Source organism: Rhizobium rosettiformans W3 (assembly GCF_004912135.1).
GTDB classification, from domain to species: domain Bacteria; phylum Pseudomonadota; class Alphaproteobacteria; order Rhizobiales; family Rhizobiaceae; genus Allorhizobium; species Allorhizobium rosettiformans.
On record NZ_STGU01000008.1, the window covers coordinates 79552 to 105514 of the forward strand.

General features: G+C 60.3%; 15 protein-coding genes and 1 pseudogene. 6 read left to right on the forward strand and 10 right to left on the reverse strand.

Annotation, left to right across the window (positions count from 1 at the left end; translation table 11 throughout):
• Window positions 1-6: 6 nt before the first annotated feature.
• Entirely contained in the window at window positions 7-9405 is a 9399-nt protein-coding gene (locus tag FAA86_RS15270; protein ID WP_136541956.1) for a peroxidase family protein, read from the reverse strand.
• A 307-nt stretch (window positions 9406-9712) separates the two neighbouring features.
• Here FAA86_RS15270 and FAA86_RS15275 point away from each other — a divergent pair, with 307 nt between their 5' ends.
• Complete coding sequence (locus FAA86_RS15275; RefSeq protein ID WP_136541958.1) at window positions 9713-11155, forward strand: sensor histidine kinase; 1443 nt, start codon at window positions 9713-9715, stop codon at window positions 11153-11155.
• 52 nt (window positions 11156-11207) lie between these two features.
• Here the strand turns inward: FAA86_RS15275 and FAA86_RS15280 are convergent, their stop codons facing one another.
• On the reverse strand, window positions 11208-11864 hold the full coding sequence (locus FAA86_RS15280; RefSeq protein WP_136541960.1) for a response regulator transcription factor: 657 nt from the start codon (window positions 11862-11864) through the stop codon (window positions 11208-11210).
• A gap of 311 nt (window positions 11865-12175) precedes the next feature.
• Between FAA86_RS15280 and FAA86_RS15285 the strand changes: the two genes are divergently transcribed.
• Window positions 12176-13105 (forward strand): DMT family transporter, encoded by a 930-nt coding sequence (locus FAA86_RS15285; RefSeq protein WP_377343948.1) that lies wholly within the window; start codon window positions 12176-12178, stop codon window positions 13103-13105.
• Window positions 13106-13186: 81 nt separating this feature from the next.
• Here the strand turns inward: FAA86_RS15285 and FAA86_RS15290 are convergent, their stop codons facing one another.
• From FAA86_RS15290 to FAA86_RS15315, 6 genes and pseudogenes are all read right to left on the reverse strand, one after another.
• Entirely contained in the window at window positions 13187-14191 is a 1005-nt protein-coding gene (locus FAA86_RS15290; RefSeq protein ID WP_136541961.1) for a TRAP transporter substrate-binding protein, read from the reverse strand.
• A 39-nt stretch (window positions 14192-14230) separates the two neighbouring features.
• Window positions 14231-15507 (reverse strand): annotated as a pseudogene (locus tag FAA86_RS15295) (TRAP transporter large permease).
• Entirely contained in the window at window positions 15507-16040 is a 534-nt protein-coding gene (locus FAA86_RS15300; protein ID WP_136541963.1) for a TRAP transporter small permease, read from the reverse strand. The pseudogene FAA86_RS15295 and the gene FAA86_RS15300 overlap by 1 nt, the downstream one beginning before the upstream one ends.
• Window positions 16041-16043: 3 nt before the next feature.
• The gene (locus tag FAA86_RS15305) at window positions 16044-17213 is read right to left on the reverse strand and encodes a fumarylacetoacetate hydrolase family protein (protein ID WP_136541965.1); all 1170 of its coding nucleotides are present in this window, start codon (window positions 17211-17213) and stop codon (window positions 16044-16046) included.
• A 159-nt stretch (window positions 17214-17372) separates the two neighbouring features.
• The gene (locus tag FAA86_RS15310) at window positions 17373-18101 is read right to left on the reverse strand and encodes a FadR/GntR family transcriptional regulator (protein WP_136541967.1); all 729 of its coding nucleotides are present in this window, start codon (window positions 18099-18101) and stop codon (window positions 17373-17375) included.
• 33 nt (window positions 18102-18134) lie between these two features.
• Window positions 18135-19598: an FAD-binding oxidoreductase gene (locus tag FAA86_RS15315; RefSeq protein WP_136541969.1), complete on the reverse strand. Its 1464-nt coding sequence runs from the start codon at window positions 19596-19598 to the stop codon at window positions 18135-18137.
• 155 nt (window positions 19599-19753) lie between these two features.
• Here FAA86_RS15315 and denD point away from each other — a divergent pair, with 155 nt between their 5' ends.
• The 4 genes from denD to FAA86_RS15335 all read left to right on the forward strand — a co-directional run bounded on the left by denD (window position 19754) and on the right by FAA86_RS15335 (window position 24227).
• A complete protein-coding gene (gene denD / locus FAA86_RS15320) occupies window positions 19754-20737 on the forward strand; it encodes a D-erythronate dehydrogenase (protein WP_136541971.1) in 984 nt (327 codons plus the stop codon).
• On the forward strand, window positions 20734-21627 hold the full coding sequence (locus tag FAA86_RS15325) for an NAD(P)-dependent oxidoreductase (protein ID WP_136541973.1): 894 nt from the start codon (window positions 20734-20736) through the stop codon (window positions 21625-21627). Before denD ends, FAA86_RS15325 begins: the two co-directional genes overlap by 4 nt.
• A 1-nt stretch (window position 21628) precedes the next feature.
• Complete coding sequence (locus FAA86_RS15330; RefSeq protein WP_136541975.1) at window positions 21629-23413, forward strand: IlvD/Edd family dehydratase; 1785 nt, start codon at window positions 21629-21631, stop codon at window positions 23411-23413.
• Window positions 23414-23540: 127 nt separating this feature from the next.
• The gene (locus tag FAA86_RS15335; protein ID WP_167495002.1) at window positions 23541-24227 is read left to right on the forward strand and encodes a BA14K family protein; all 687 of its coding nucleotides are present in this window, start codon (window positions 23541-23543) and stop codon (window positions 24225-24227) included.
• A gap of 10 nt (window positions 24228-24237) precedes the next feature.
• Here the strand turns inward: FAA86_RS15335 and FAA86_RS15340 are convergent, their stop codons facing one another.
• Entirely contained in the window at window positions 24238-24639 is a 402-nt protein-coding gene (locus tag FAA86_RS15340) for a response regulator (RefSeq protein ID WP_136541979.1), read from the reverse strand.
• On the reverse strand, window positions 24636-25763 hold the full coding sequence (locus FAA86_RS15345) for a PAS domain-containing protein (protein ID WP_136541981.1): 1128 nt from the start codon (window positions 25761-25763) through the stop codon (window positions 24636-24638). The genes FAA86_RS15340 and FAA86_RS15345 overlap by 4 nt, the downstream gene beginning before the upstream one ends.
• Window positions 25764-25963: the final 200 nt, after the last annotated feature.

Sequence of the window (25963 nt, forward strand, 5' to 3'; positions counted from 1 at the left end):
CAGTCCTCAGGAAACGCCGAGGAAGTCGTTGATCGTCAGGTTGTGACGGCCATGCAGCGAGAGTTCGAAGTCGGCGGCATTGTCGCCTTGCGTGTTGCCACGGATGACCGTGAACTCCTCGCCGTCGCGGATCTCGTGCGTCACGGTGATGTCGCCGATCGCATCGATCGTCTGGCCCGCCTCGAGCTTCATCGCCCCCATGCCGGTAAAGTCGATCCGGTCGCCGGTCTGGAAGCCGTAGATCGTATCGCCGTTCGCAGACGCAGCCGAGGTGAACTTGAAGACGTCGTCACCCAGGCCGCCATCGATGATGTTGACCGCCGTCGAGGCCGTGATCGTGTCGTGGCCGGCACCGCCGATGAAGTTCTCGAAGCCGTAGAACGTATCCGAGCCCGTCGTGCCGCCCGAGACCGAGCCGCGGCTGTTGAGGCCATTGCCGAGGTCGACGGTCAGGTTGGCGCTGCTCGCCGCATAGTCGAGCGTGTCGATGCCATCTTCGCCGTAATAGACGTCGTTGCCGTCATTCAGCGTCGCAATGACGGTGTCGTCGCCGCTTCCGGCCCAGACACGGTCGTCACCGGCTCCGCCCTCGATCACATCGGCACCGGCACCGGCAAAGATCTGGTCGGATCCAGCCCCGCCGAAGACGATGTCGTCACCCTCGCCGGCATGCACCTCGTCGTCGCCCTGGCCAGCATTGATGAAGTCGTCCCCGTCACCGCCGGTCACAACGTCATCGCCATCCTCGCCACGCAGAATGTCCGAACCACCCTGACCAGCCAGAACATCCGTCCCTGCACCACCCAGGATCGTGTCGTCTCCACCAGCACCAAGCAGAGCATCCGAAGAAGACGTGCCGATCAGCGTCAGCGCTGCGACCGGGACAGGGGTTGGTGTCGTTCCGCCACCCGTGCCGGATCCAGAGCCAGAGCCAGAGCCAGAGCCAGAACCGGAACCGGAACCAGATCCGGCACCATCGCCATCGCCGTCGTCGCTGCCTTCGCCTTCGCCGTCGCCATCCGACGAGCCCTCGCCATCATCTTCACCGTCATCTCCATCGTCGATGTCGCCGTCATCGTTGTCGTCGCCATCGTCGTCACCGTCATTGCCGGTCTGGCCGTCGTCATCGCCGTCGTCCTCATCGTCACCGCCGGCGCCATTGTCGCCGGCAGGGCCGTCTTCGACGTCGGAAGAGAAGATGTCTTCCGGCAGTCCCGTCAGACCGGTGTTGCGAGCCACGATGTCCGAGAAGCCCTGGCCATCGATGAAGTTCTCGTAAAGATCGAAGTTGTCGAAGCGCTCCAGATAGTAGAAGCGATCGGCCTCCTGCAGGCGGTCGAACTGCTCGTGCAGAACGACCCAGAAGGTATCGCCGGCCATACCGCCGTTGAAGTGCTTCTCGGCCAGGCCACCGACCCAGAGATCGACGCGATCGATACCCTTGACCAGACCCGTTCCGTCCTCCTGCATCGTGACGATGTTGCCGTTGATCGCCTTGAAGGCGTCGATCTGGTTGGCCTGCAGGACGAGGTCCGGATAGGCCTGCATGAACTGCGCCAAAACGACGTCAGTAATACCATTGCGCTGCTGGAAGTCCTGCCAGCTCGAATAGGGGTTCATCGAACCGCCATTGGCTTCCAGGAACTCGACCGCGAACTTGATATAAGGGTCGGTCGAAGCCTGAAGATCGGCCTTGACCTGATTGAGCGTGCCAAGCCCCACGTCGCGACCGCGTGCCACGTTGAAGGCGAAGAGATCGGCGCGGATGCGAACGAGGTCGTTTCGAACCGCATCGACAACGTTGAAGTCGACGTCTTCCGCCGGCTGCTCGACGATGCCGGCGAGGATCGCTCCGGTGCCCAGCTGTTCGTAACCGGGCTGCGGATTGTAGCCCATGGCCTGTAGCTGAACGAGCTGTTCTGGCGTGAAGACGTCGTTCGTCGGGTTCAGGAAGGCATCGAACAGATTGACTGAGACATTCTGCCCATCCGGCCCCTTGACGGTGATCGTGTCGCCGATCAGCGAGTGACCAATGCGGTAGACCGCTGCGGCAAACTCGTGGCTGATACCAGCATCTGCCTGGTCGTTATAGCCTTCGAACCCGTGGCTACCATTGCCCTGGATACCGCCGATGAGCGCATCGGCGAATTCCGTGAAGACGACACGCTGATACTCGGCTTCATTGACCATCTTGGCCGCCTGGAAGAGTTCTTCCGGGGTGCCTTGGAAACCGGCTGCCTGCAACTTCTCGACATGGAAGTTGTGGTTGCGGGCCCAGATGGTGTGCATCGAGGTCAGCGTGAAGTTCTCGTTCGCGCGACCATCACCACCGATATAGTGGTCGAGCGGACTGATCACCGGGTTCGCGTCGAGCAACAGCGCGTGGCTCGATCCCATGAAGTCCCCGGCAAGCTGGCCGACAACGGTCATGTCGTAGCCGCCGCTCTCAGTCCAGAGCGTCGGGTAGTACTCCATAAGGGTCTTGCCGGCGCCCAGGCCCGGGCCTTCGAAGACAGTCCCGGCCATCCGATGGTGGTCAAGCAGCTCGCGCAACGTCGACATCAGGTGGAAGCCAGGCGCCGACGGATCTTCCGGACCCATCAGGATGTGCGAGCCTACGCCGCCATTGCCATCGCTTTCGCGCAGGAACTGGCCGACAATGACGTTCGATCCATAGACCTGGTTCTGGTCGACATAGGGCGAAGTCTTGTTCAGATGTTCCGGCGTATCGGTTGCCGATTCCAGCGGGTTCGCCAGCGAACCACGGGTTAGATCGGTAAAGTTCGGCGGCATCGGTCTTGAGGTGTCCACCCCGTCGATCACCACCTTGCCGGCACCGCCCTTTGGCAGGAAGTCAAGCCCATGGTCGAAGTACTGACCGAATGCCATGAAGAAGATATTGGCATCGTTCGGTGCCTTCGGCAGGTCTGCCTCCTGTGAGCCGACGATGTTGGAGATCGCCCGCGGATCGAGTCCGTCGAAGATCGGGTTGAGAGCACGGTTGATGATGTTGCCCTGGCTGTCGAGCTCAACCCCCGTGCCATAACGGGCTTCGGTGAGGCGAATGAACGGTTGGTCGGCAGAACCGAAAGTCGGATTGTCGACATTGTTGCCGTTGCCCGAGAGATCGCGGACGCCGCCTGCACCCGCCGTATCGTCGTCGCCAGCAAAGGCCGGCAAGCCCTTTACGAGATTGGTGATCCCCGCAACGTCGCGCGCGGTGTACTCGAACGCACCGGTCGGACCGTTGACAGGATCCGGATTTCCGCCTTCTCCTTCGGCGACCATCGTGATGGTCTGGCCGCCTTTTGCAAAGGAGACGGATCCGTCGGCATTGACCGTGCGAGTAAACGTCGACAGTTCAGAACCATCTGCTCCGAGCACGACATCCTGTGGACGCAGCGTACCGACAATCGTGTCGTTGCCACCGTTGGACCGGAAGACGATCCGGTGCGCCGAACTCAACTGCGAGATGTCGACGACATCGTCACCACCAGTGCCTTCGATCGTGATCGTGTTGAGCGCCAGGCTCGTCTGAGTGAAGTCACCGAAGACCTGGACCTGGTCACCACCGATTGTCGTACCGACCGGGCCACCCGGAGGCGATGCCGTACCGCCGTTGATGACGATCTCCTCGACACTATCGAGTTCCGTAATCACCGAGGTCTGGCCGAGGATGTTCGTCCGGGTAACGACGATTTCCGTCGCAGCGTTGATCCCTGCAAGGTCATTGCCAGCAGCTTCCCAGGCAGCACGCGTGTAGATGCGGAAAGTCTCAGGCAATGCGCTGCCGGTGATGCGGACGGTATCCGCTCCGCCTTCTCCGTCGATGAAGTCGCGGCCGTCATTGGAAAACAGACCGGCGGACCACGTAACTGTATCGTCACCGGCACCGGCCAGGATAATGTCATCCCCACCCCCGCCGTTGAAGGTGCTGGCTGCTGCATTCCCGATCAGAATGTTGGCGGCACCGGTGCCTTCAACAGTCCCTTGGGCGTCGGTGGAAACCGCAATACTGGCGTTCGCCGTTGCTGCCGTCGGCGTTGCGCCGTCCGTCACAGTGTAGGACAGCGTGCCCGTGTTGCCTGTCTTGTTGATCGAGATCCCCTGCCCCGCGACCACGGACGCCGCAAACCCGTTGATGCTGTTCACCGCGCTGATCGACAGAGACGGACCATCGGTGTCGGCGTCATTGCGCAGAAGTGTCCACTGCGGAATGAAGACCGTACCCGTCTGCACATTGGTGATGACGCTATCGTTTCCTGCTGTCGGTGCGTCGTTGACAGAAACGACCGTGACAGTGTTGCGCGCCACCGTGCTGTTGAAGTTCCCGTCGTTGACGGTGACCTCGATCACGCGCGGCGTGGTGTCCGGCGCGTTGGAGGTGTTCACAAAGGTCACCGCCTGGATCGCGGCCTGATAGGCGGCAATCGATGCAACGCCGGCCAACGTGACGGTGATGGCACCATTGGCATTCGTGGTGGTGGCATTGATGCCATTCGGCAGACCCTGGGCGGTGAGTTGGTCGCCGGGCCGCGCATTTGTCAGAACGATGCGGGCAGAGGCAAGCGTTGCACCGTCGTCCGTGATCCTTGGCTCCGAGGCCACCGAGATGGGCTGGGCGTTTTCCGTGAATGTCGAGAGGATATCAACGGAAGGACTAGCAGCCGGACGCGTGACCGAGACGTTGACGTCGTCAACAAAGAAGAACTCGTTGTTGGCCGTTGTTCCCGTTGTCGTAAACCGGATAAGGGCATTTTGGACAAAAGGACCGGGCAGCGTGACGGTCTGCGGGCCACCGTTCAGACCATTGAATTCACGCAGCGTGTCGAAGGTTACCCCACCATCGGTTGAGTACTCGAGCGTCAGACGTTCTGTATCAACCGCTGTGATACCGTCATCCGAAATCTGGAACGTCAACTGCGCGGAGCTGACCCCAGAGAGATTGAGCTCGCGAGTGATGGATGCGCCATCACCACCGACCTCGCCGAAGCGCAGCGCTCCATTTACAACGCGAATGGCGCCTGTGGAGGCTGCATTTGCAGTCGGATCGCTATCTTCAGTCCAGGCTGTTGTCCAGGCTGACGTTCCATTATTGTTCGCATAGCTCCCGCCAGCAAAGGTGTCACGATAAGCCTGCGGCGCAGTATCGAATCCATTGAGTTCGATCCTCGGTGGCTGGATCCGCAGATCCCCATCCGCAAACCGCAGCACCTCGACGTTTCTCACCCGGTCGACACCATCCGAGTCGACGAGCCCGAGCGCGCCGGTCGGATCGACCTGAACATGAGTGACCGTGAAGCTGCCGTCGGCATTTTGCTCGATGGAATAGTTGGCGCGGATATCCGAGTAGACGGCAACGTCGATATCGCCTGTCTGGCCGCCATTGACGATTTCACGCACGATTTCCATCTGGCCGGGTGTGATCGTCCGCTCCAGAAGAAGGTCTGACAGCGCCTTGCCCCCGAAGGCGGGCAGGGCATTTGCCGGGATCTCGCCATTGACGAGCTGCGACTGCAGATAGACCGGACCGGCAAGGCTGTCGGCCGTGTAGACCGGTCCATTCGGCGCAGTTGAGATCCTGATGCGGACGTTGAGCCACGCATCCCCATCAATGACGTCATCGCCGCCGCGACCTTCGATGATGTCGCTGCCGCCGCCACCCAGCAGGATGTTGCCGTCGTCGAATGCGATTTCGGCTTCGCGGGCAGCTTCACCGACGGTCGCGGTGTTCTGGACCAGATTGCCTAAGAGCTCTCGCAGACCATCGATGCGGTCGATGCCGGCCTGGCTGAGATGATGCTTGACCATCGTGTTTTCGGCACCGGCGAGGTTTGCACCAGGCTCGGCTTCCGGATCCGGCTCTGCCGGGAAGGCTGTCGACCGGTTATCCCCTTTCAGAACATCATTTTCGTTGTAGCCGGAAAGCCCTTCGACGGCGTCGAAGCGATTGCGCAGGATATCCTGTTGATCCGTCGTGAAGATCGGGCGCATGAGGTCGGCATCCGCTGCCTTGGTGCTGCCCTTGTGGATCGCCCAGTCATAGCCCCACATGCCTTCATTGCGCATGACGCTCTCGCCCTGCACCATGATGTCATCGCCGGACTCAGCGTCGAAATCGTGCTCGTTCTCTCCCGCGAACATGACGTCATGGCCGAGAATGGTCGAGTTGAAGAAGAGTTCGGAATTGTCGCCGGCTGTCGTATCGAAGCCGTTTCCGCCCTCGATCCAGTCATCGCCTTCATTACCGAGCAGGAAGTCGCCGCCTTCGCCGCCCAGCATGAAGTCGTCGCCTTCGCCGCCGAACATTTCCTTGCCGTCGGGGCCGGCGATCAGAACGTCGGAGCCCTGATTGCCGAAGACGAGAGCCAGGCCCGACCCGCCATGGATGACGTCGTTGCCTTCTTCACCCATCAGGAAGTCGGTCTCACCGATGTCAGTGCCCGAATTCGTGATGATGTCGTCGCCTTCACCGCCATGGATCTTGTCGACGCCATAGCCGGCTTCGATGCGGTCATTGCCACCGCGGCCCCAGACGGTGTCATCACCGCCACCGGAAATGATTGTGTCGGCCTGGTTCGTGCCTTGGATCAACGCATGATCGAGACTGTTGAACTGGAGGAAATTGGCACCCCGCTGCACCATGGGCGACAGCGCATTCTGGAAGGGATCACCGCCGACGGGGTCGGCGCCGACCCATTTTGCCTGCTCTAGAGGGTCGACATAAAGGACATGATCCGGCACCGAGAAGATATCGCCGGGTACGGCATATCCCGTCTCCCCGATATCGGTGTTGCGGATGACCATTTCCGCGAAGGAATTGGCCTCCAGCTCGTTGAGCAGGTTGAGGCCCTGGGTGCGCGAGAGGTAGTAGAAGCGATCGCCGTTCTGTAGATTTTCGAGCTGGAGCTCGAAGACGAAGGAGAAGGTGGAGCCCAGCATGCCGCCGAAGGCCATCTTCTTTTCGGCCAGACCGCCGACCCAGAGATCGACGTCGTTCAGGCCGCCGAGATTGGTATAGGCGCCGGTACCGTTGAGGAAAGCCATGCGGTCTGCGTTAAACGCGTCAATCTCGTCCTGATCAGTGAGACTATCATCACCGAAGACGATCTTCATCGCAGCGTCGCGTTTTGCGTCTGCCGTGGTGGCACCCGTGATTGTGGAATGCGTGCCGTAGGCTGCGATGAAGTTGACGATCGAGGCCGGGTTCTTGAGGTTCATGCCGAAGTCGACCCAGTTCTTGTAGGGGTCGAGCTGCGTGTCGCCATTGGCGATTGCCTTGAACTGGGCACGCGCAGCATTCAGACTCGGGATGCCGGTTTCACGGCCGCGGGCGATATTGAGCGCTGCCAGATCGAGCGGAATGCCGACCAGATGGTTGCGCAGGACGTCCGTGACGAACTCGTCGATCTCATTGCCGACCTGGCCCGTCATGCCGCGAATGACCGCGCCGGCGCCCTGTTCGGCGGTGATCTCGCCCGGTGCGTAGGCTGTCGGGTTCAAGAAGGCGGTGAAGAGGTCCATCGATGTCTTCGCACCGCCGGCGCTGACGCTGTCGACTGTCTCGTTCAGCATCGAATGCCCGAAACGATAGACGACATGGGCGAACTCGGCGAAGATCGCCGGATTGATGTCCATGGACGGATTGAAGACGAAGGCATCCACATCCGGCTGGATCTTGCGGGCGAACTCCTCGAAGACGAGGTGCTGGTACTGCATCTCGGTGGTGAAACGGGACGCCTGGAAGAGACGCTCGCCATCCCAGTTCAGCGCGTCTTTGATGGCCGCGAGGTTTCCGCCTGGCAGCGACTGGACATCCGTTGCCAGCCACTCGTTCAGGAAGGTGAAATCACCGTTCTGAGCCGCCGCAATCGCCTGGTCCTTGACCTGCTCGACGATACGGTTGTGCTCGGAATGGAAAATGTGATGGACAGCGGTCAGGCCGATGTTTTCGTTGCCACGACCGTCGCCGGTCACGAAATGCGCATCAAGCAGCTCGTTGTCATAGGTTGAAGCCTGCCCGACGTTATTCAACGGAATGGCATTGCCGATCGCCGCGTCCTCATCGGCCGTCTTGAGTATCGGTGCGGTTGCCGGATTGCGGTCGTGATCGATGAAACCGGGAACGGCATTGTGGGCGATGTCATCAAGGAAGGCATGCCCTGTCAGCACAGCGTTCGTGAGACTGATCGCCTGGGCAGCCCCGGGCTTGCCTTCAACAAGGCCCTGTGTTGTCACGAGTTGGGGAAAACCGTTCGGGCCGCGAACGAACTCGCCATAGGCGTCCATCTCGAACAGCGGCACCGAGCCAACGTATTCGTCCGTCAGGTTGATGCCGAGAATGTTTATGGCCTGAGCCTTAACTTCCGCCCATGTGGCGATGCCTTTGGCACCTTCGAGCAGGTGCCCGGTCGCCATCGGCTTGCCATCAACAAGCTTGTATTCGCGAAGGAAGAGTTGCTTGGAAGCGACGGACGAATAGGTTTGGTTTTGGTCGACAAAGGGAGTGGTGAAATTGTCTGGCTCCTGAGGCGCCCGGGTCAACACCATGTAGTTTGACGGGCTTCCAGGGACGTAGAGCGGGTCATCGGCAGACAGTGGAATGTAAATCTTGTCATTCCCGCCTTTTTCCACAAGGTCTAGACCGTGATCGAAGAACTGGCCGAACAGCGTGAACCAAGAATTGTAGGGAGCGGAAAGACCTTCGTCCGGCGCCACGTTTTCAATATGAACGGACGGACCATCAAAGGTAATGCCGTAAGTGTTCTCAAATCCCGCTGCAAGATTTTCGGTCACTTCGGCCACGAGGACCGCAACCGTCTTTTGTGTTGTGTTGGTGGCCTTCGCGGCGTCCAGCGCATCGTTGAAGTCGGCACGGATCTCGTTGACAGCAGCCATGATGTCGCCGGAATAGCCTGACTGGACCAACGCGGTGTAGATCGCAGCCGGGTTGGCGAGGGTTTGATCGACGATCAGGTTCGAAATCAGGCGCGGGTCGGCGTCCACAACGGCCCCCTCAGGCGTATACGCACTGTTGGTGAGCGGCACGAAAACCGGGGCATTCCCGGCAAAACCAGCAAACAACTGAAAAGTATCACCATCGGCTATGCGCCAACCCTGCTCCAGCAGACGTTCGAACGGCTGGTCCGCGGCACCCCAGTTCTCGCGACCCTCCCCGAGATTGTTGAAACTGCCATCGACCGTGCGCAGGCCATAAGGCACGTGTTCTGCGCTGATCGCGAGCGTCGCGCCAGGCGTCCCCTCAGCAACGACGTTGCCCAACTCGTCGACCCAAATATTGGTGAGCTCCCTCGCATTGGCGCCGGAGTGAGCGATCGAGTTTGCCTCGGCAATCTTGATCTGACGCAGAATGAATTCGAGATCGTGCTGATTAACCTGGACCATGACTTTATCGGGGAAGCCCCCGCCTCCGATGTTTGCCCCTGGACGGTTTGTCAGGGTTTTGTCAGGGAAGCAGGGTTGCACAACCCGGAAAAATCGGAAGGGAACTTGGTCTCACGACCTGTAAGATCAAAGTCCAAACTTAGTTCAGACCAAGGTCTGATCTTTTATCGACTACAGTCGACAATGCGACAGGGACAGTGCATCTATAAAGCAATGGGAATACGGGAGGATCGCGGATCAATACTCTGATCCGGGACAAAGCGCAGGGAGGCGTCATGCCGCGATACTTCGCGCAAGTCGAAGAGCCATGACTTCTGACAAGCCATCTCAGGCAGGACCATATGTGTCAGGCTCTGCTGCGGCTGGACGTTTCTGGACTCAGCTCAGTTCGCTCTCGCTTTCTGCCCAGTTCCTGATCGCCGCCTCTCTGATCGTTTTCGGACTGATGGCCGGTGTCGGCATGTTCGCGGCTGCGCAGGTGGAGAAGGCAGCGCTGAATGCCGCCGGGACCGCCGGAGCGGTGAGAATGCAGACCCTGATCGCGCCTCTCATCGAAAGCACGCCCAACGGCGATATTCACTTCGATGATGCGCTGCAGAAGAAGGTGGCAGCCCTGATCGGCCAGGGACCTCCGGGACAGAAAATCCGCAATTTGAAAATATGGTCCAGCGATGGTCGACAGTTATTTCCGGCTGGTAGCGTCAACGACGAGCCGGTCCTCTTTGAGCAGCTCGCAGAGGCCCTGTCCGGTGAAACCGTCGTGTCGCGCACTTCTGTCGCAAAGCATGAATATAGCGAAGAAGAAACCTCGGAGCCATTGCTCGAAGTTTATGCACCTCTGGTGCGCTCCGCTGACGGCACGGTTCTGCTCGCTGGTGAAATCTACGAAGAGTCTTACACCCTAGAGGCGCAGATAGCCGAGACGCGTCGCACATCCATGATCGGCGTGTTCCTGCTCTCCGTTCCGATGCTGTCGCTGCTCTATCTCGTCGTCAGGCGCGGCGCACGATTGATCGAGCAGCAGCGCAGAACCCTGCGCGAAAGCCTGCGCAATGCAATCGAACTCTCGGTGGAGAACAACCGGTTGCGCCTGATGGCCGATAATGCCCGGGTTGAGGCGGGCAAGCTCAACGAGCGGATTCTCGACCAGATCGGTGCCGATCTCCATGACGGCTCTGTCCAATTGCTGACGCTGGTCAAGTTGAGGCTCAGCGACCTGGTGACACCCCGACCCGACATCCAGCCCCCGGTCCGGGATGCCTTGAACAAGGTTCTCGATCTTGTCAGCAATGTGCTGGAGGAGATCCGAAATCTCTCAGCGGGTCTCGTTCTTCCCGAACTGGAACACGCCAGCGTGGACGAAGCGCTGCAGTTGGCAGTCAAACGCTTCCTGGAGATCACCGGACGCGAAGCGGCGCTGAGTGGGAGCTCTGTGGTTGACCTTCGAATTCCGGATCTGTCGATCTGTCTTTATCGCTTCGTGCTCGAAGGCCTGATGAACAGCTACCGGCACGCGACCAACAACACGCATCTCGTGAGATGCAGCTTCAAGGCCGGGCGCCTGTTTGTCGCCGTGGTCGATATAGGCGAACGCCCGGTCATGCCCTCCAAACGGGAAGTGCAGCGGGCTCGTCTGGGGAAAGTCAGCCAGAAGCGGCGGATCCGCAGCTTTGGCGGTCGCATGCGCTATTTCCCGCGAAGAAATGGATCTTTCGCCGTAGCAGTCCTGCCGATTGAGGCGAATACTTGATCACCGTCGAAGCCAGTTACCAGCAGACGGCATCCGACCCGCACCCCCGCCGTCAGCTGACGACCCGATCTCGCGGTGAGGTACGATTCTTCACCGCGATGACGAGTTCCACACGGTTGCGGACATTCAGCTTGTTCATCAGCGAGGTCATGTAATGCTTGACCGTCTTTTCGCTGATGTTCAGCGTCAGGCCGATCTCGCGGTTGGTCTGACCCTTGAGAAGACCGCTCACGATCTGCTCCTCGCGATGATGCAAGCGCTCAGGCTGTTGCGCCTTGCGTCTGAGCTCCGCCGTCTTCATGGACACGATCACCTTGGTCGCGAAGCCGGGCGTTATGTAGGTCTCGCCATTATACGCGCTGATGATTGCGTCATGCAGGTCCGATGAGGACGAACCCTTGAGCACATATCCGCTGATCCCGGCCTCGATGAGTTCGACGGCAGGCTGGATCGCACTCGAAGCGGTAAAGACGATAACTTTGGTATCCGGATGGGTCGCGAGCATCAGCTCGATCGCGGCGAAGGAATCCCCCGGCATGCTCAAGTCCATCACGATCACATCCGGACGGTTGTTTTCGAGAATGTTGAGAGCATCAACAGTGGTATGCCCCATTGCCACCACGTCAAGGTCGGCTTTGGTACTGTATAGGCTGACCAGCCCCTCCAGCAAAATCGGATGATCGTCAACGAACGCCACCCGCACCAGCATAATTCCTACTCCCTTGGAGTATGAATTAACACAGAAGCCATGAGTACGGAAGCATATGCTTAAATATGGGTTAATGTGCCACCTGCTCTTTTTTGGTCGAAGTAGAACATATGCGTCGCATACGGATTTACATCGAAAATACCTATGGAACTCTGAATTTTACGATCTTCTAATTTTTACTTCGGATGGCCCGCACGAGGACCACCGACCTGTCTCGCCCCTTGCGCCCTAAGCTCCGCTAGAGCTAAACAGATGAGAAATTGTCAGACAACATGACAAAACGCCTGACTCTCAGGGCTTGCGGAGGATATATGACGACACCTGCAACCAATCACGCCGGACGCGGCATCAGCGGGCTTGCCGGCCTTGCAGGGCCTGCAGTAATGCTTCTTGGCATGCTGCTTTTTGCGATGAACGATGCAATGGGCAAATGGTTGGTGGCGAGCTACGGGCTGGGCCAAGTCATCCTGATCCGGAGCATCGCCGCCCTCCTGATATTGGCGCCGTTTCTATGGATGGCGGGCCTGAAGCCGATCGTGGAGGCGGAGCGGCCATGGCTACAGTTCACGCGTGTCGTGCTCTCCACGCTCGAGCTCTTCTGCTTCTATTACGCGGTCATGTATCTGCCCCTGGCGGATGTAATGACCTACTGGCTCGCCGCACCGATCTATGTCGCAGCAGCATCCCCTTTCCTACTTGGCGAGAAAGTGGGCTGGCGGCGCTGGACGGCGATTGCGCTGGGCTTCATCGGCGTTGTCATAACCCTGGAACCCTCAAGCGCCATGTTCACGGCTCCGGCTCTGATCTCGATCATCGGCACAGCCGCCTTTGCCTTCATGATGCTCTCGGGCCGCAGCCTCCGCAGAACGCCGGACAAGACGCTGGTCCTGTTCCAGACGGGTGGCGCGGCGATCGTCGGTCTGATCGCAGCGCCCTTTGGCTGGACACCGATCACGTCGGTGAGCGAAGTCCTGCTTCTCGGTCTGCTCGGCATCGTCGCCATGAGCGCGCATATGCTGGTCAACCGCGCCCTCAAGATCTCGGATGCAGCAACGGTCGCGCCGCTTCAGTATACTCTGCTGCTCTGGGCCGTCGTCTTCGGCTATTTCTTCTTCGACGAGGTCCCGCGCCTGACCATGGTCATCGGCGCCGCGCTCATCGTCGGCTCAGGTCTCTTCATCTTCTTCCGCGAACAGCAGTTGAAGAAGCGCGACAAGGTCCTGCCTTCCGTTCCGGAATGACAAAGCAAAAAGCCCGCAGCGCTCATCACGCTGCGGGCTTCTTCTGGTGCGGCCCATTAAGGTGAGCCACGACCAGGGAGGTTACTTCCGGACTTCGGCGAGTTCGGCGAGAATGCCGTCCACGACGTCAGCACCGATCTCTTCCTTGTGCTTTTCGTAGACGACCATGGACTTCTCGCGGATGCGCTGCTGCTCTTCCGGAGACAGAACATTCACCTCGAGACCAGCTTCCTTGATCTTCTCCAGCGACTTCTTGTTGAGGTCGGCAATCACGGAACGCTCGACGTCACGACCAACAGTCGCGCATTCGCGCAGTGCAGCCTGCTCCTCCGGCGTATAGGTGTCGAAGATCGCCTTGGAGAAGAGGAAGAGGAACGGCGTGTAGGCGTGGTTGGTCTCGGTGACATACTTCTGAACTTCAAAGAACTTCGAGGTATCGATCGTCACATAGGGGTTTTCCTGGGCGTCGATCGTCTTGGTTTCCAGCGCCGAGAACACTTCGCCGAAGGCCATCGGGGTCGCGTTGGCGCCGAGGTTCTGGAAGGTGTCGAGGAAGATGTTGTTCTGCATGACGCGAACCTTCATGCCCTCGAAGTCTTCCCACTTGGTGACCGGACGAACCGAGTTCGACAGGTTGCGGAAGCCGTTTTCCCAGTAGCCGAGATTGACGAGGCCAACGGCTTCGAGCTTCTCGTTCATCATCTCGCCGAACTTGCCGTCGAGAACCTTGTAGGCTTCGTCCGCCGAGGCGAAGAGGAACGGAAGGTCGAACACGCCGAGCGCCGGCTCGATGCCAACGAGCGGCGAAGACGAGGTGACGACGGCTTCCTGCACGCCCGAACGCAGGGCCTGGGTGGCCTGAAGGTCACCGCCGAGAGCGCCGCCCCAGAAGGCCTGAAGCTTCAGCTTGCCGCCGGACTTTTCATCCAGGCACTTCTGCATGGCTTCGATGCCGTTGCCGACAGGGTGGTCGGCATTGATGCCGTTGGAAACGCGGATCGTACGCTCGTTGAATTCGGCAAAGGCCGGTGCGGCTGCCGAAACGGCAAAGGCGATGGCGGTGGTCGCTAGCAGATATCGTCTCATGTTATCCTCCCATGGATATCGTGGTTTGAAAGTCGCAGGTCATATCAGCCATCGTGCGGGCACGATGACGATCTCGGGGAACAGAACCAGCAGCAGGAGCACCAGCACCTGCGCGATGAGGAACGGCCAGATGCCGGTGACGACCTTGCCCAGCGGCACGCGGCCGACACCGCTGACGACGTTGAGCACGACGCCGACGGGCGGGGTGATCAGGCCGATGCAGCAGTTCATGATGAAGAGCACGCCGAAATAGACGGGATCGATACCGGCCTGCTTGATGATCGGCATCAAGACAGGCGTCAGGATCAGAATGGTCGGCGTCAGGTCGAGCGCGGTCCGACCACCAGCACGAGGATCATGATCACCAGCATCAAAAGTTTCGGCTGGTCGATCAGCGGCTCGATGTAGCGCGTGATTTCACCCGGAATGTTGGCAGCCGTGATGAGCCATGCCGACACGAGAGCCGCGCAGACCAGGAACATGATGATCGAGGTGGTCTTTGCCGCCTGCAGGATGACATGCGGAAGATCCCGGACCTTCAGCTCGCCATAGATCACGGTGCCGACGAACAGCGCATAGGCCGCGGCAATCACGGCGGCTTCCGTGGGCGTCACGATACCGGCCTTGATACCGCCGAGAATAATGACGGGCATGCCGAGTGCCCATGCAGCGCGGCCCGTCGCATGCACCCGCGCTTTGAAAGGTGCCTTGGGCAAGGCCTGGACGTCGTCCTTGCGCACGAGGATCTGCCAGGTGATGATCAGGACCAGACCCATCATGATGCCGGGCACGATGCCGGCCATGAACAGCTGGGTGATCGAGACATTGGCAGCCACACCGAAGACGATGAAGGCCATCGACGGCGGGATGACGGGCGCAATGATGCCGCCCGACGCAATCAGACCCGCCGAGCGCGGCACGTTATAGCCGGCCTTTGCCATCATCGGGATGAGAATGGCCGCAAGGGCTGCCGTATCGGCCGCGGCGGAACCCGAGATGCTGGCCATGATGATGGCAGCGACGATCGCGACAATGCCCAAACCGCCACGGATGTGACCGACACAGGCAATCGCAAACTCGATGATGCGCTTGGAGAGACCACCCGAATTCATCAGCTCGCCCGCGAGCACGAAGAAGGGGATGGCCAGAAGGGTGAAGGTGTCGGCACCCGCGATCATGTTCTGAGCGATGATCTGGCTGTTGAACATGCCCATGTAAGACATCAGTGCAACACCGCAGAACATCAGGGCGAACGAGACCGGCACGCCGATAGCCATGGCGCCGAGCAGAGAAACGATAAAGACGATGAGGGTCATCAGCCGCGCTCCGACAGCTTTTCGACGCTGAGATGTTCACCGGCAAACGCCGCGACCTCCTCGTCCGTTACCCGTCCGGTCACAAGACGAACCAAGCGTTCCAGGGCAATCAGCGCGCACATGCCGCCGGTGAAGAACCCGATGCCATAGACCCAGCCCATAGAGAGACCGGTCACAGGCGCGCTCATGCTGATATTGATCGGCAGCTGCTTCCAGGTTCCCCAGAAGAACAGGATCGAGACGCCGAGGATCAGGAGATTGCTCAGGATCATGCAGATGACCCGACCACGCTTGCCGAACATGGCAACAAGCGACTCGACGCCTAGGTGGCCGTGTTCGCGAAAGCCGACGACAGCACCAATGAAGGTGAGCCAGACAAAGAAATAGCGGGCCATCTCATCCGAGACCGTGAGGCCTGAATTGAAGCCGTAACGCAGCACGACATTCAGGAACACCATGATGGCCATGCCGCTGAGCAGCAGGATCAGGAGAAGGTCGAGGAAGCGGTAGAAGAGCGATATGACCCTGCTCATGCCTCAAGCCTTTCCAAAAAGACCGCGCGCGGCAAGGTTTTCGAAGAGCGCCCGCGTGCCGAAGGTCCATTCTGCGCAGGCATCGGTGCGATTGACCCAGTTCACAAGCCGCCCAAGGCTGGGCGTGGAGATCTCGACGCGGTCGCCTTCCTCATGCGTGAAGCCGAGTCCGGCGCCGCGGCGATCCTTCACGGGCGCGAACATCGTTCCGAGGAACAGCACGGCGCCATCGGGATATTGATGATTGCGATTGCGCAGCTGGGCGACGAGATTTTCCGGCGCTCGACTGATTGCCTCCATCGGGCTCTCCCCTGTCATTTCAAACCCGTCTTCGCCACGCACGAGCAAGGAAACGCGGACTGTCCGCAGCACATCCATGGTGAAGCCACCGTGGAACAGGCGGATAAACGGCCCAATCGAGCAGGACGCGTTGTTGTCCTTTGCCTTGCCCAGAAGCAGGGCCGACCGCCCCTCCACATCCCGCAGATTCACGTCGTTGCCGAGGGTTGCGCCGATGATCTTGCCGTCGGAACGAACGGCAAGAACGATTTCGGGCTCCGGATTGTTCCACTGGGAGATTGGATGAATGCCGACTTCGTCGCCACAGGTCACCGAAGACATGGGCTGTGCCTTGGTGAAGATCTCAGCATCGGGGCCGATCCCGACCTCCAGATATTGCGACCAGAGGCCCATGTCCTGGAGCAGTGCCTTGACCTTGCCGGCCTGCTCGGATCCGGCAACAAGACCGCGCAGACTGTCGCCGAGCACCGGCGCCAGCTTTTCACGGATCGTCTGCGCCCGACCGGCATCGCCCTTGGCCTGCTCTTCGATCACGCGCTCGAGCATGCTGTCTGCAAAGGTGACGCCCGCCGCCTTGACCGCCTGAAGATCGACTGGAGCGAGAAGACGCCCTGCCTCGCCAGACAGGAACTGGTCCAGCGTGCCAAGCTCCGCAAAATCGGTATTGGCAGCCAGTTGCTCCGCAAGATTGTCTATTTCGAAGAGACCCGACATCGTCGGGGATAGTCCTGTCAGGTCCAGAACAAGCCCGTTGCGAATGAGGACCGGGCACGGACCACCAGCCGCATTGGACCACACACGCCCGACCAGGACGGCCTCGGCGGCATCCGAAGGCAAAATATAGGCGGACTCCAGACGTTCTCGGCGCTGCAAGATGGACCTCCTCCTTGTCCTCCGGCAAGAACACTCCTACTGCCCTTGCCATATTGTCAGGATGTCTGACAACCGTTGGCCTGCATTCATATGGTCAGAATTTCCGGCTGTCTAGCCCGAAAGGTGCTCTTGTGGACAAACCAGCCGAGGCGCCGCCCCTCAGAATTGCTCCAGGCTGAGGTCAATCCGGCTCGCGGCTCCGTGCAGATGGGCACGCATGGCCTCGCGCGCCGCGACGGGATCACGCGCCGCGATCGCATCTCTCAACCGCACATGCTCCGCGATGGTGACCTCGACGATCTCCTCCAGCACGGCTCTTGAGCGTGCGGTGTCGATCGCAAGGCTGATACGCTCGGCGATGAAGCCGATAAAGAGCGCGAAATACTCATTGTGGGTTGCTTCGGCCACGGCACGATGAAAGGCAAGGTCGGCAACGATGCCCTGCTCCGTCCATTTTTCCGCCCCGGTCATGCGGCCCAGAGCTTCATCGATCCTTGCGAGATCGGCGGCAGTGTGGTGAACGGCAGCAAGACCTGCGGCTTCGATCTCCAGCGGCACGCGCAACTGGAAGAGGGCGCGAAAGCTCTGCGGCTCCGAGAGCTCACTGTCCTTGATGCGGATCGGACGGGCAGAGGGTTCGCTGACGAAAGCCCCCACACCTTGCCTCGTCTCCACGAGGCCCTCATTGCGCAATTGTGCGATCGCTTCGCGGATCACGGAGCGGCTGACGCCGAGCGTCTTGGCGAGAACATGCTCGGTGGGCAAACGCTCCCCTGGCTTCAGACGTCCCTGGCTGATTTCTTCGGCGAGCTGCATCGCGATACGGGCGGGCAGGTGCTCACTGCGCCTGATCTGTCCGAAGTTCATCTGCCCGAGGTCGATCGACATGCCTGCTGGTCTCCTTGCCACCGCATCGGTATTTCATGAATCCGCACTGAAATTCAATTGGCAACCCGGGTTCATGATGCCGGCGGGATCGACCGCTTGCTTGATCGCCGTCAGCAGCTGCAGCTGCGTTGCCGGCACGCGCGCTAGAAAATCCGCCTTCTTGAGGCGACCGATACCGTGCTCCGCGCTGATCGAGCCTTCGAAGCCATCGAGCACCTCGTTGACAACAGCCTTGGCCGCATAGATCCGCTCAGCAACCTCTTCCTGCGTCAGGCCGCTCGGCGGCAGCACGTTGAGATGCACATTGCCATCGCCTACATGGCCATAGGACACGCAGAGGCAATCGGGCAGTTGAGCGAAAATGGCCGCCTCCGCTTTCTCGACGAACTCCGGAAGGCGCGACAAGGGCACGGAAACATCCGTTCGCAGATGCGCTCCGCGTTTTGCCTGCCCTTCGTTCATGCCCTCCCGGAAGAGCCAGAGATTGCGCGCCTGGTTACGAGAGGCCGCGATGACCCCGTCGAGCACCAGCCCATCTTCCATGACCCCTTCGAGGAAGCGGTGCATGAGATCGTCGATGTCGACAAGGCCGGATCCCGAAATCTCGAGCAGTACATAGGCGGGATAGTCGCCAGGCATCGGCAGCTGAAGATCCGGGATCGCCTCCTGCGCCAGAGTAAAGGCCATGGGCGGCATGAACTCGAACGCCGACATGAGATCGCAGCAGTCGCGCCGGGCGCGTCGATAAAGCGTGATCGCGTCGGAAAGCGCACCAAGGCCCAGCAAAGCGGTCGCAACCTTCTCGGCCGGCGGCATTAGCTTGAAGGAGACGGCCGTGACAATTCCAAGCGTCCCCTCCGCCCCAATGAACATCTGCTTGAGGTCGATCCCCCGATTGTCCTTCCGCAAGGTCGACAGACCGTCGAAGATCGAACCATCGGGGAGCACGACTTCGAGCCCCAGCACGAGTTCGCGGGTCATGCCATAACGCAGGACGTTGATGCCGCCCGCATTGGTGGAGACATTGCCACCGATGCGGCACGATCCCTGCGCGCCGAGCGCGAGCGGAAAGTAGAGCCCGGCCTCCTCAACCCTGTCTTTGAACTCGGACAGGATGACGCCGGCTTCGACCACGGCCGAGAAGTCATCACTATCGATCCGCCGTATCGCCGTCATGCGCTCAAGGCTGATCACGACCTGGCTGCCCGGTCGATCAGGCGTAGCCCCGAGCACGAGACCGGTATTGCCCCCCTGCGGCACGACCGTCAGGCCTAGCGCGCCGATGGCACGAACCGCCTGAGCCACCTCCTCGGTGTTGCGCGGGCGAACGACGGCAACGGCACCTGTTGTCACGTCGCCATGCCAGTCACGGCAGTAGCCTTCTACTGCGGGGCCAACCAGCACGAGGTCTGGCCCGAGCTGCTCAATCAGTGCGGATGCGGCAGCCTCGTCACCAGACTTGAACTCGTTTTCCAAGGTCGTGCTGTCCGCGGTCATTGTCAGTCCCCCAACCGGCCAACGAGCCGGAGATCAAGAATTCGGTTTTCATCCGGATGATATAAGGTTATCAGACAACCTTACAAATGGTTTTTGCAAATGGCCCTTGTGTTGACGCACGCAGGGTCGAACAATGAGACGGGAGGAGACGGTTTATGCATATTCTGGTGATTGGAGCGGCTGGCATGGTCGGGCGCAAGCTCGCACAGCGGCTGACGCGCGACGGAGAACTGCAGGGGCAGCAGATCACCGCCATGACGCTGGCGGATGTCGTTGCTGCCGAGCCTCCGGTCGGTTTCACCGGCAAGGTGACGATCGAGACCGTAGACCTGTCCGAACCCGCGGCTTCGGAGAAGTTGATCGCGGGCCGCCCGGACGTCATTTTCCACCTCGCGGCGATCGTCTCCGGCGAGGCGGAACTCGATTTTGAAAAGGGCTACCAGATCAATCTGGATGGCACGCGTTATCTCTTCGAGGCGATCCGCCATGCACATATGGCCGATGGATTCCGGCCGCGCGTGGTCTTCACATCCTCGATTGCCGTCGTTGGGGCGCCTCTCCCCTACCCCATTCCGGACGAGTTCCACACCACGCCGCTCACCAGCTATGGCACCCAGAAGGCGATCTGCGAGCTGCTGCTTTCCGACTATTCCCGCAAGGGCTTCTTTGACGGGATCGGCATCCGGCTGCCGACCATCTGCATTCGTCCTGGCAAGCCGAACAAGGCTGCCTCCGGCTTCTTCTCCAACATCCTGCGCGAACCACTGGTCGGTCAGGAAGCCATCCTGCCGGTAACAGAGGATGTCCGCCACTGGCACGCCTCTCCGCGCTCCGCCGTAGGCTTCCTCATTCACAGTGCCAACATGGATCTGGAACAGGTCGGCCCGCGTCGCAATCTGTCGATGCCGGGCCTTAGCGCAACGGTCGGCGAACAGATTGAAGCGCTGCGCCGTGTTGCCGGCGAAAAAGCCGTCAAGCTGATCCGCCATGAACCCGATGAGATGATCATGCGCATCTGCGCCGGTTGGGCTCCAGGCTTCGAAGCGACGCGCGCCCGGGCGCTCGGCTTCACCGCCGAAAGCTCCTTTGATGAGATCATCAAGGTTCACATCGAAGACGAGCTGGGAGGCAAGCTTTGAACGCAGCTGGCAAGAAGAAGATCGCCTTCCTCGGTACGGGGCTCATGGGTGCGCCGATGGCGCGCCGCCTGCTCGGCGCAGGATTCCCCGTCACGGTCTGGAACCGCGATATAGCCAAGGCCGAGCCCTTGGCCGCCGCCGGCGCGCGACTGGCCAGGGACCCCGCCGAGGCCGTCGATGGCGCGGACGTGGTCTTCACCATGCTGTCGGATGGCTCGGCGGTCGAAGACGTTCTGTTCGCCAAAGGTGCTGCCGAGGCGATTTCGCAAGGGGCGACGGTCATCGACACCTCGTCGATTGCGCCCCCTGTGGCAAAGGATCACGCGAAACGGCTTGCCGACCTCGGTATCGCCCATGTTGACGCTCCCGTCTCGGGTGGCGTCGTCGGTGCAGAGGCGGGCTCGCTTGCCATCATGGCGGGCGGTGATGCCGCCGTGATCCAGGGCCTCGCAGAAGTCTTCGCGCCCCTTGGCCGGGTCACCCATGTCGGCCCCTCCGGCGCAGGGCAGATCTGCAAGCTCGCCAACCAGCAGATCGTCGCCATCACGATCGGCGCCGTGGCGGAAGCCATGATGCTGGTGGAGGCCGGCGGTGCATCGCGCGAGAAGTTTCGCGAGGCGATCCGCGGCGGTTTTGCCGAAAGCCGGATCCTGGAACTACACGGTCAGCGCATGGTCGAGCGCCGCTTCGAACCGGGCGGCCCCTCGCGCCTGCAGCTGAAGGACCTGAACACCGTAGCGTCGATGGCCGAGACCTATGGTCTGGAGCTTCCGTTGACTGCGGACGTTCGCGCCGCCTTCGACACCTTCGTGCAGGCGGGCAATGGCGAACTCGATCACAGCGCGCTACTGCTCCACCTCGAAAAGATCAACCACCGCAAAGGTGCCTGAGATGACTGAGACTGAAAAGCCGAAACGCCGCCTTCGCTCCCAGGACTGGTTCGACAATCCCGACCATCTCGACATGACCGCGCTCTATCTCGAGCGCTTCATGAACTATGGCACGACGCCGGAAGAGCTGCGCTCGGGCAAGCCGATCATCGGCATTGCCCAATCGGGATCCGACATCAACCCCTGCAACCGGCATCACCTGGAGCTGGCCAAGCGCGTCCGAGACGGCATTCGCGATGCAGGCGGCATCCCCATCGAGTTCCCCTCGCACCCGCTTTTCGAGAACTGTAAGCGACCGACGGCCGCGCTTGACCGCAACCTCGCCTATCTCGGGCTTGTGGAACTGCTTTATGGCTATCCCTTCGATGGTGTCGTACTGACGACTGGATGCGACAAGACCACGCCATCGGCGCTGATGGCCGCATCCACCGTGGACATACCGGCCATCGTCCTGTCGGGCGGCCCCATGCTCGATGGATGGCATGATGGCGAACTCGTTGGCTCTGGCACGGTCATCTGGAGATCGCGTCGCAAGTACGCGGCCGGCGAAATCAGCCGCGAGGAGTTTCTTGAACGCGCCCTCGATTCAGCTCCCTCCCCCGGCCATTGCAACACCATGGGCACCGCGTCGACCATGAACGCGATGGCAGAGGCCCTCGGCATGTCGCTCACCGGCTGCGCGGCCATTCCGGCAGCCTATCGCGAGCGCGGACAGATGGCCTATCGCACCGGCAAGCGCGCCGTTGAACTTGTTCTCGAGGACATTCGCCCATCCGACATTCTGACGCGCGAAGCCTTCCTGAACGCCATCCGCGTCAACTCGGCGATCGGCGGCTCGACCAATGCCCAGCCCCATCTGATGGCCATGGCCAAGCATGCCGGCGTCGAGCTTCTGCCGGAGGATTGGCAGGTTCACGGATATGACATCCCGCTGCTGGCCAATGTGCAGCCCGCAGGCGCCTATCTCGGGGAGCGCTTCCATCGTGCCGGTGGCGTACCGGCCATCATGTGGGAGTTGATGCAGGCCGGCAAGATCGATGCGACCTGTCGCACGGTGAGTGGCCGGACCATGGCCGAAAACCTGGAGGGTCGGGAGGCAACGGACCGCGAGGTGATCAAGCCCTACAACGAGCCGATGCGTGAACGCGCCGGTTTCGTGGTGCTGAAGGGCAATCTCTTCGACTTCGCCATCATGAAGACCAGCGTCATCTCCGAAGGCTTCCGTCAGCGTTATCTTCAGGAAAAGGGTCGCGAGGGGATCTTCGAGGGCCGCGCCATCGTCTTTGACGGTTCGGAGGATTATCATCACCGAATCAACGACCCGGCGCTCGAGATCGACGAAGACTGCATCCTCGTCATCCGAGGTGCCGGTCCTCTCGGCTGGCCCGGCTCGGCCGAAGTGGTGAACATGCAGCCGCCGGACCACCTCATCAAGCGCGGCATCCTGAGCCTGCCGACCATCGGCGACGGTCGCCAGTCCGGCACCGCCGACAGCCCATCGATCCTCAACGCCTCCCCGGAAAGCGCGGCTGGAGGTGGTCTGGCCTGGGTGCGAACCGGTGACATGATCCGGATCGACCTCAACCAGGGACGCTGCGACATGCTGGTGGACGACACCGAGATCGCCAGAAGACAGGCGGAAGGCATACCGCCCATTCCGAAGGATGCAACGCCCTGGCAGCGGCTCTATCGCCAGACGGTGACTCAGCTCGCCGACGGCGCGACCATCAGGGACGCGGACGAATTTCGGCAGATTTCGAAGACGCCGCCGCGGCACAATCACTGATATTCTGGCGCACGCTCGACGGTGTGCGCCGGAAAACCTATGCAAAATCAGGGTTAAAATCCGTCTCATCGGGAACCGTCTCCAGACAATTACATTCTCCTGTCACCAGACGACGATGGAGATCCCGATGAAACCCGTTCTACAACTGCTCGCAGCTTCAGCCCTTTCGGCCGGCATGGTGATCGGTGGCGTGGTTCTCGCATCCGCGGCACTCGCCCCGGAGGAAAAGCCCCGTCAGTTTGCGGGCATGTATGTCGACGGCCTTTGGACGACGAAACCCGTCCGGATCGACAGGAACGCGCAGAACCTGGAGCGCCTCCCGCCCCGTTACGCCAGCCATGTGGTCATGAGCGAGCCGACGGAGCCGGTCGTCGAAACGGCCTCCGCTGCGGCAGACACAGATCAGGATCTAGCGGATCTCTCGTCCAGGGTGGCCGAAATCGATCTCATCTCGACGAGTGCGCTGGATGATGCAGGCTCGGACATGGCCAGTGTCCTGCCGCAGCAGCATGTCGCCTGGTGCTCGGCCCGCTATCGCTCCTATGATTCGACCGACAACACCTATCACAGCTACAGCGGCGAGATTCGTGACTGCACGTCACCCTACCAGACGGGCGTCACGGCAGGCATCGATGAAGGTGAGGCAGAATTGCTGACCGTCAGCAATGAACCGGCATCGTCCAATGCCTATGCCGTGCAGGGCGATCACATCGCAAACTGCATGCAGCGCTACCGCTCGTACCGCCCATCCGACAACACGTATCAGCCCTATGGCGGCGGCCCGCGCCGGCAGTGCGAACTCGCATCGTTCTGATGTAAGGCACTTATGAGCTTGAAAGGATGAGACCTGGGGGCGGAGTGACACTGTCCCCGCCGGCGACTGCTTCGGAGATATAGCTCAGAGCATTCTGCAGGCCGTTCATCGTATAGGGTTTCTCGATCGCCCCGATCGCCCCGACAAAATCCTCCGGGATCCGCTTGATATTGCCGGTGACAAAGACGAAGGGGACATCCTTGTCCGCCAGCCGTCGACCGATGTCGATGCCGGTTGGCCCGTCGCTCAGATGCACGTCCACGAACGCGAAGTCCGGTTCACCTTCATCGATGATGTCGAAAGCTGCCTTGCGCGAAGCGGCAATTCCCACGACCTCGTGGCCGGCCGCCTCGACTTCGAGTTCCAGTTCGAGGGCAAGCAGCGCCTCGTCCTCGACAATCATAATCTTCAAGCGTCTGCTTCCTTCATTTCTTCGACCAGCATCGTCACCAGCACATCGGTCCGGTGGCCTTCCACCTCCCGTACGATCTTCGCGCCGAGCTGCTTGGCACAGGTCTCGAGCATCAGCTTGCCAAACGCCTCTTCTTCCGGGTTGACGGAGACCGGGGTGACCGTGTCGGTCACCCGGATCAGGAAGTGCCCATTCGTCCGCCTGACCTGCAGGTAAATATCGCCTCCGCCATCGCTCAGCCCTCGACGCACGGCATCGAGGACGAGTTCGTTGATGATCAGCGCGAGTGGCGATGCCTTGACCGCAGGAACAAGCACCGGCGAGAGATCGACGATGACCCGGATATCGTCCCGTTTCAGAGCGCCCACGAGATCCTCTATCAGATCCTTGGCGAAATCCGACACATCGAAACGCCCAAGATCGGCGCTGGTGAAGAGCTTACGCTGAACAGTGCTGAGCGCTTCGACGCGGTTCAGAACGGAAAAGAGTGTCCGCTTGACGAGATCCGTCTCGGACATCCGCGCTTGGAGCTTCACGATGGACGCGATGGTCAGAAGGTTGTTTTTGACCCGGTGGTCCACCTCATGAACGAGGAGCGTCTTTGCCTTCAGGGCCTCCGAGAGGTCATGGGTCCGTCTGGCAACTTCCCGTTCTGCGGAATTGCGTGCCTCGGCGAGGTCGTTCTCCTTGCTCTTGATCGTGGTGAAATCGAGCTGGGATGCAAAGAAATAGATGACATCACCGTTCGCGTCGCGCACCGGGCTCACAAAGAGCGCGTTCCAGAACGAGCTTCCATCCTTGCGATAGTTCAGGATATCGATGGAAATATCCCGCTCGTCGGCAATCGCTTCCCGCAATTGAGCGACGGCATTCCGGTCCGTCTCCGGGCCCTGCAGAAGGCGGCAGTTGCGCCCGATCAGCTCGTCCCGGCTATATCCGGTGAGCTTGGCAAACGCCTCGTTGCAGAAGATGATCGGGTTGTCTGGCTGCTGCGGATCGGTGATCAGCATCGGCATGCGCGTCGCCTTGAAGGCCGCGGCAAACGGATCTTCCGATGGATGGGAGGCGAGGAGGCGGTCGCCGGCGTCTTGAGCGTCACGCCGCGAAGAGTTTTGATCTGACATTCACACCACTGTCCTGGAGCAGGCTGCTGAAGTGAATGACCGACCTTGAGAAAAGTTCCGGCTCTTCGCAGTTTTTTTTGGATGCGATGAATTCGGCCCTCTGAACCTCCTCCCCATATAAGGGATGACTAGAACAATAGACAGGGGCACCTGTTTAGCCTATCTGACATAACAAGCCGAAATCGCGCAGTTCAGGGCAG

Excerpts from the sequence above, each read along its gene's own strand:
- FAA86_RS15335 (WP_167495002.1), top strand. The coding sequence starts at position 23,541 with ATGAAACCCGTTCTACAACTGCTCGCAGCTTCAGCCCTTTCGGCCGGC.
- FAA86_RS15315 (WP_136541969.1), bottom strand. The coding sequence starts at position 19,598 with ATGACCGCGGACAGCACGACCTTGGAAAACGAGTTCAAGTCTGGTGAC.
- FAA86_RS15310 (WP_136541967.1), bottom strand. The coding sequence starts at position 18,101 with ATGTCGATCGACCTCGGGCAGATGAACTTCGGACAGATCAGGCGCAGT.
- denD (WP_136541971.1), top strand. The coding sequence starts at position 19,754 with ATGCATATTCTGGTGATTGGAGCGGCTGGCATGGTCGGGCGCAAGCTC.
- FAA86_RS15290 (WP_136541961.1), bottom strand. The coding sequence starts at position 14,191 with ATGAGACGATATCTGCTAGCGACCACCGCCATCGCCTTTGCCGTTTCG.
- FAA86_RS15270 (WP_136541956.1), bottom strand. The coding sequence starts at position 9,405 with ATGGTCCAGGTTAATCAGCACGATCTCGAATTCATTCTGCGTCAGATC.
- FAA86_RS15275 (WP_136541958.1), top strand. The coding sequence starts at position 9,713 with ATGACTTCTGACAAGCCATCTCAGGCAGGACCATATGTGTCAGGCTCT.
- FAA86_RS15330 (WP_136541975.1), top strand. The coding sequence starts at position 21,629 with ATGACTGAGACTGAAAAGCCGAAACGCCGCCTTCGCTCCCAGGACTGG.
- FAA86_RS15300 (WP_136541963.1), bottom strand. The coding sequence starts at position 16,040 with ATGAGCAGGGTCATATCGCTCTTCTACCGCTTCCTCGACCTTCTCCTG.
- FAA86_RS15345 (WP_136541981.1), bottom strand. The coding sequence starts at position 25,763 with ATGTCAGATCAAAACTCTTCGCGGCGTGACGCTCAAGACGCCGGCGAC.
- FAA86_RS15285 (WP_377343948.1), top strand. The coding sequence starts at position 12,176 with ATGACGACACCTGCAACCAATCACGCCGGACGCGGCATCAGCGGGCTT.
- FAA86_RS15280 (WP_136541960.1), bottom strand. The coding sequence starts at position 11,864 with ATGCTGGTGCGGGTGGCGTTCGTTGACGATCATCCGATTTTGCTGGAG.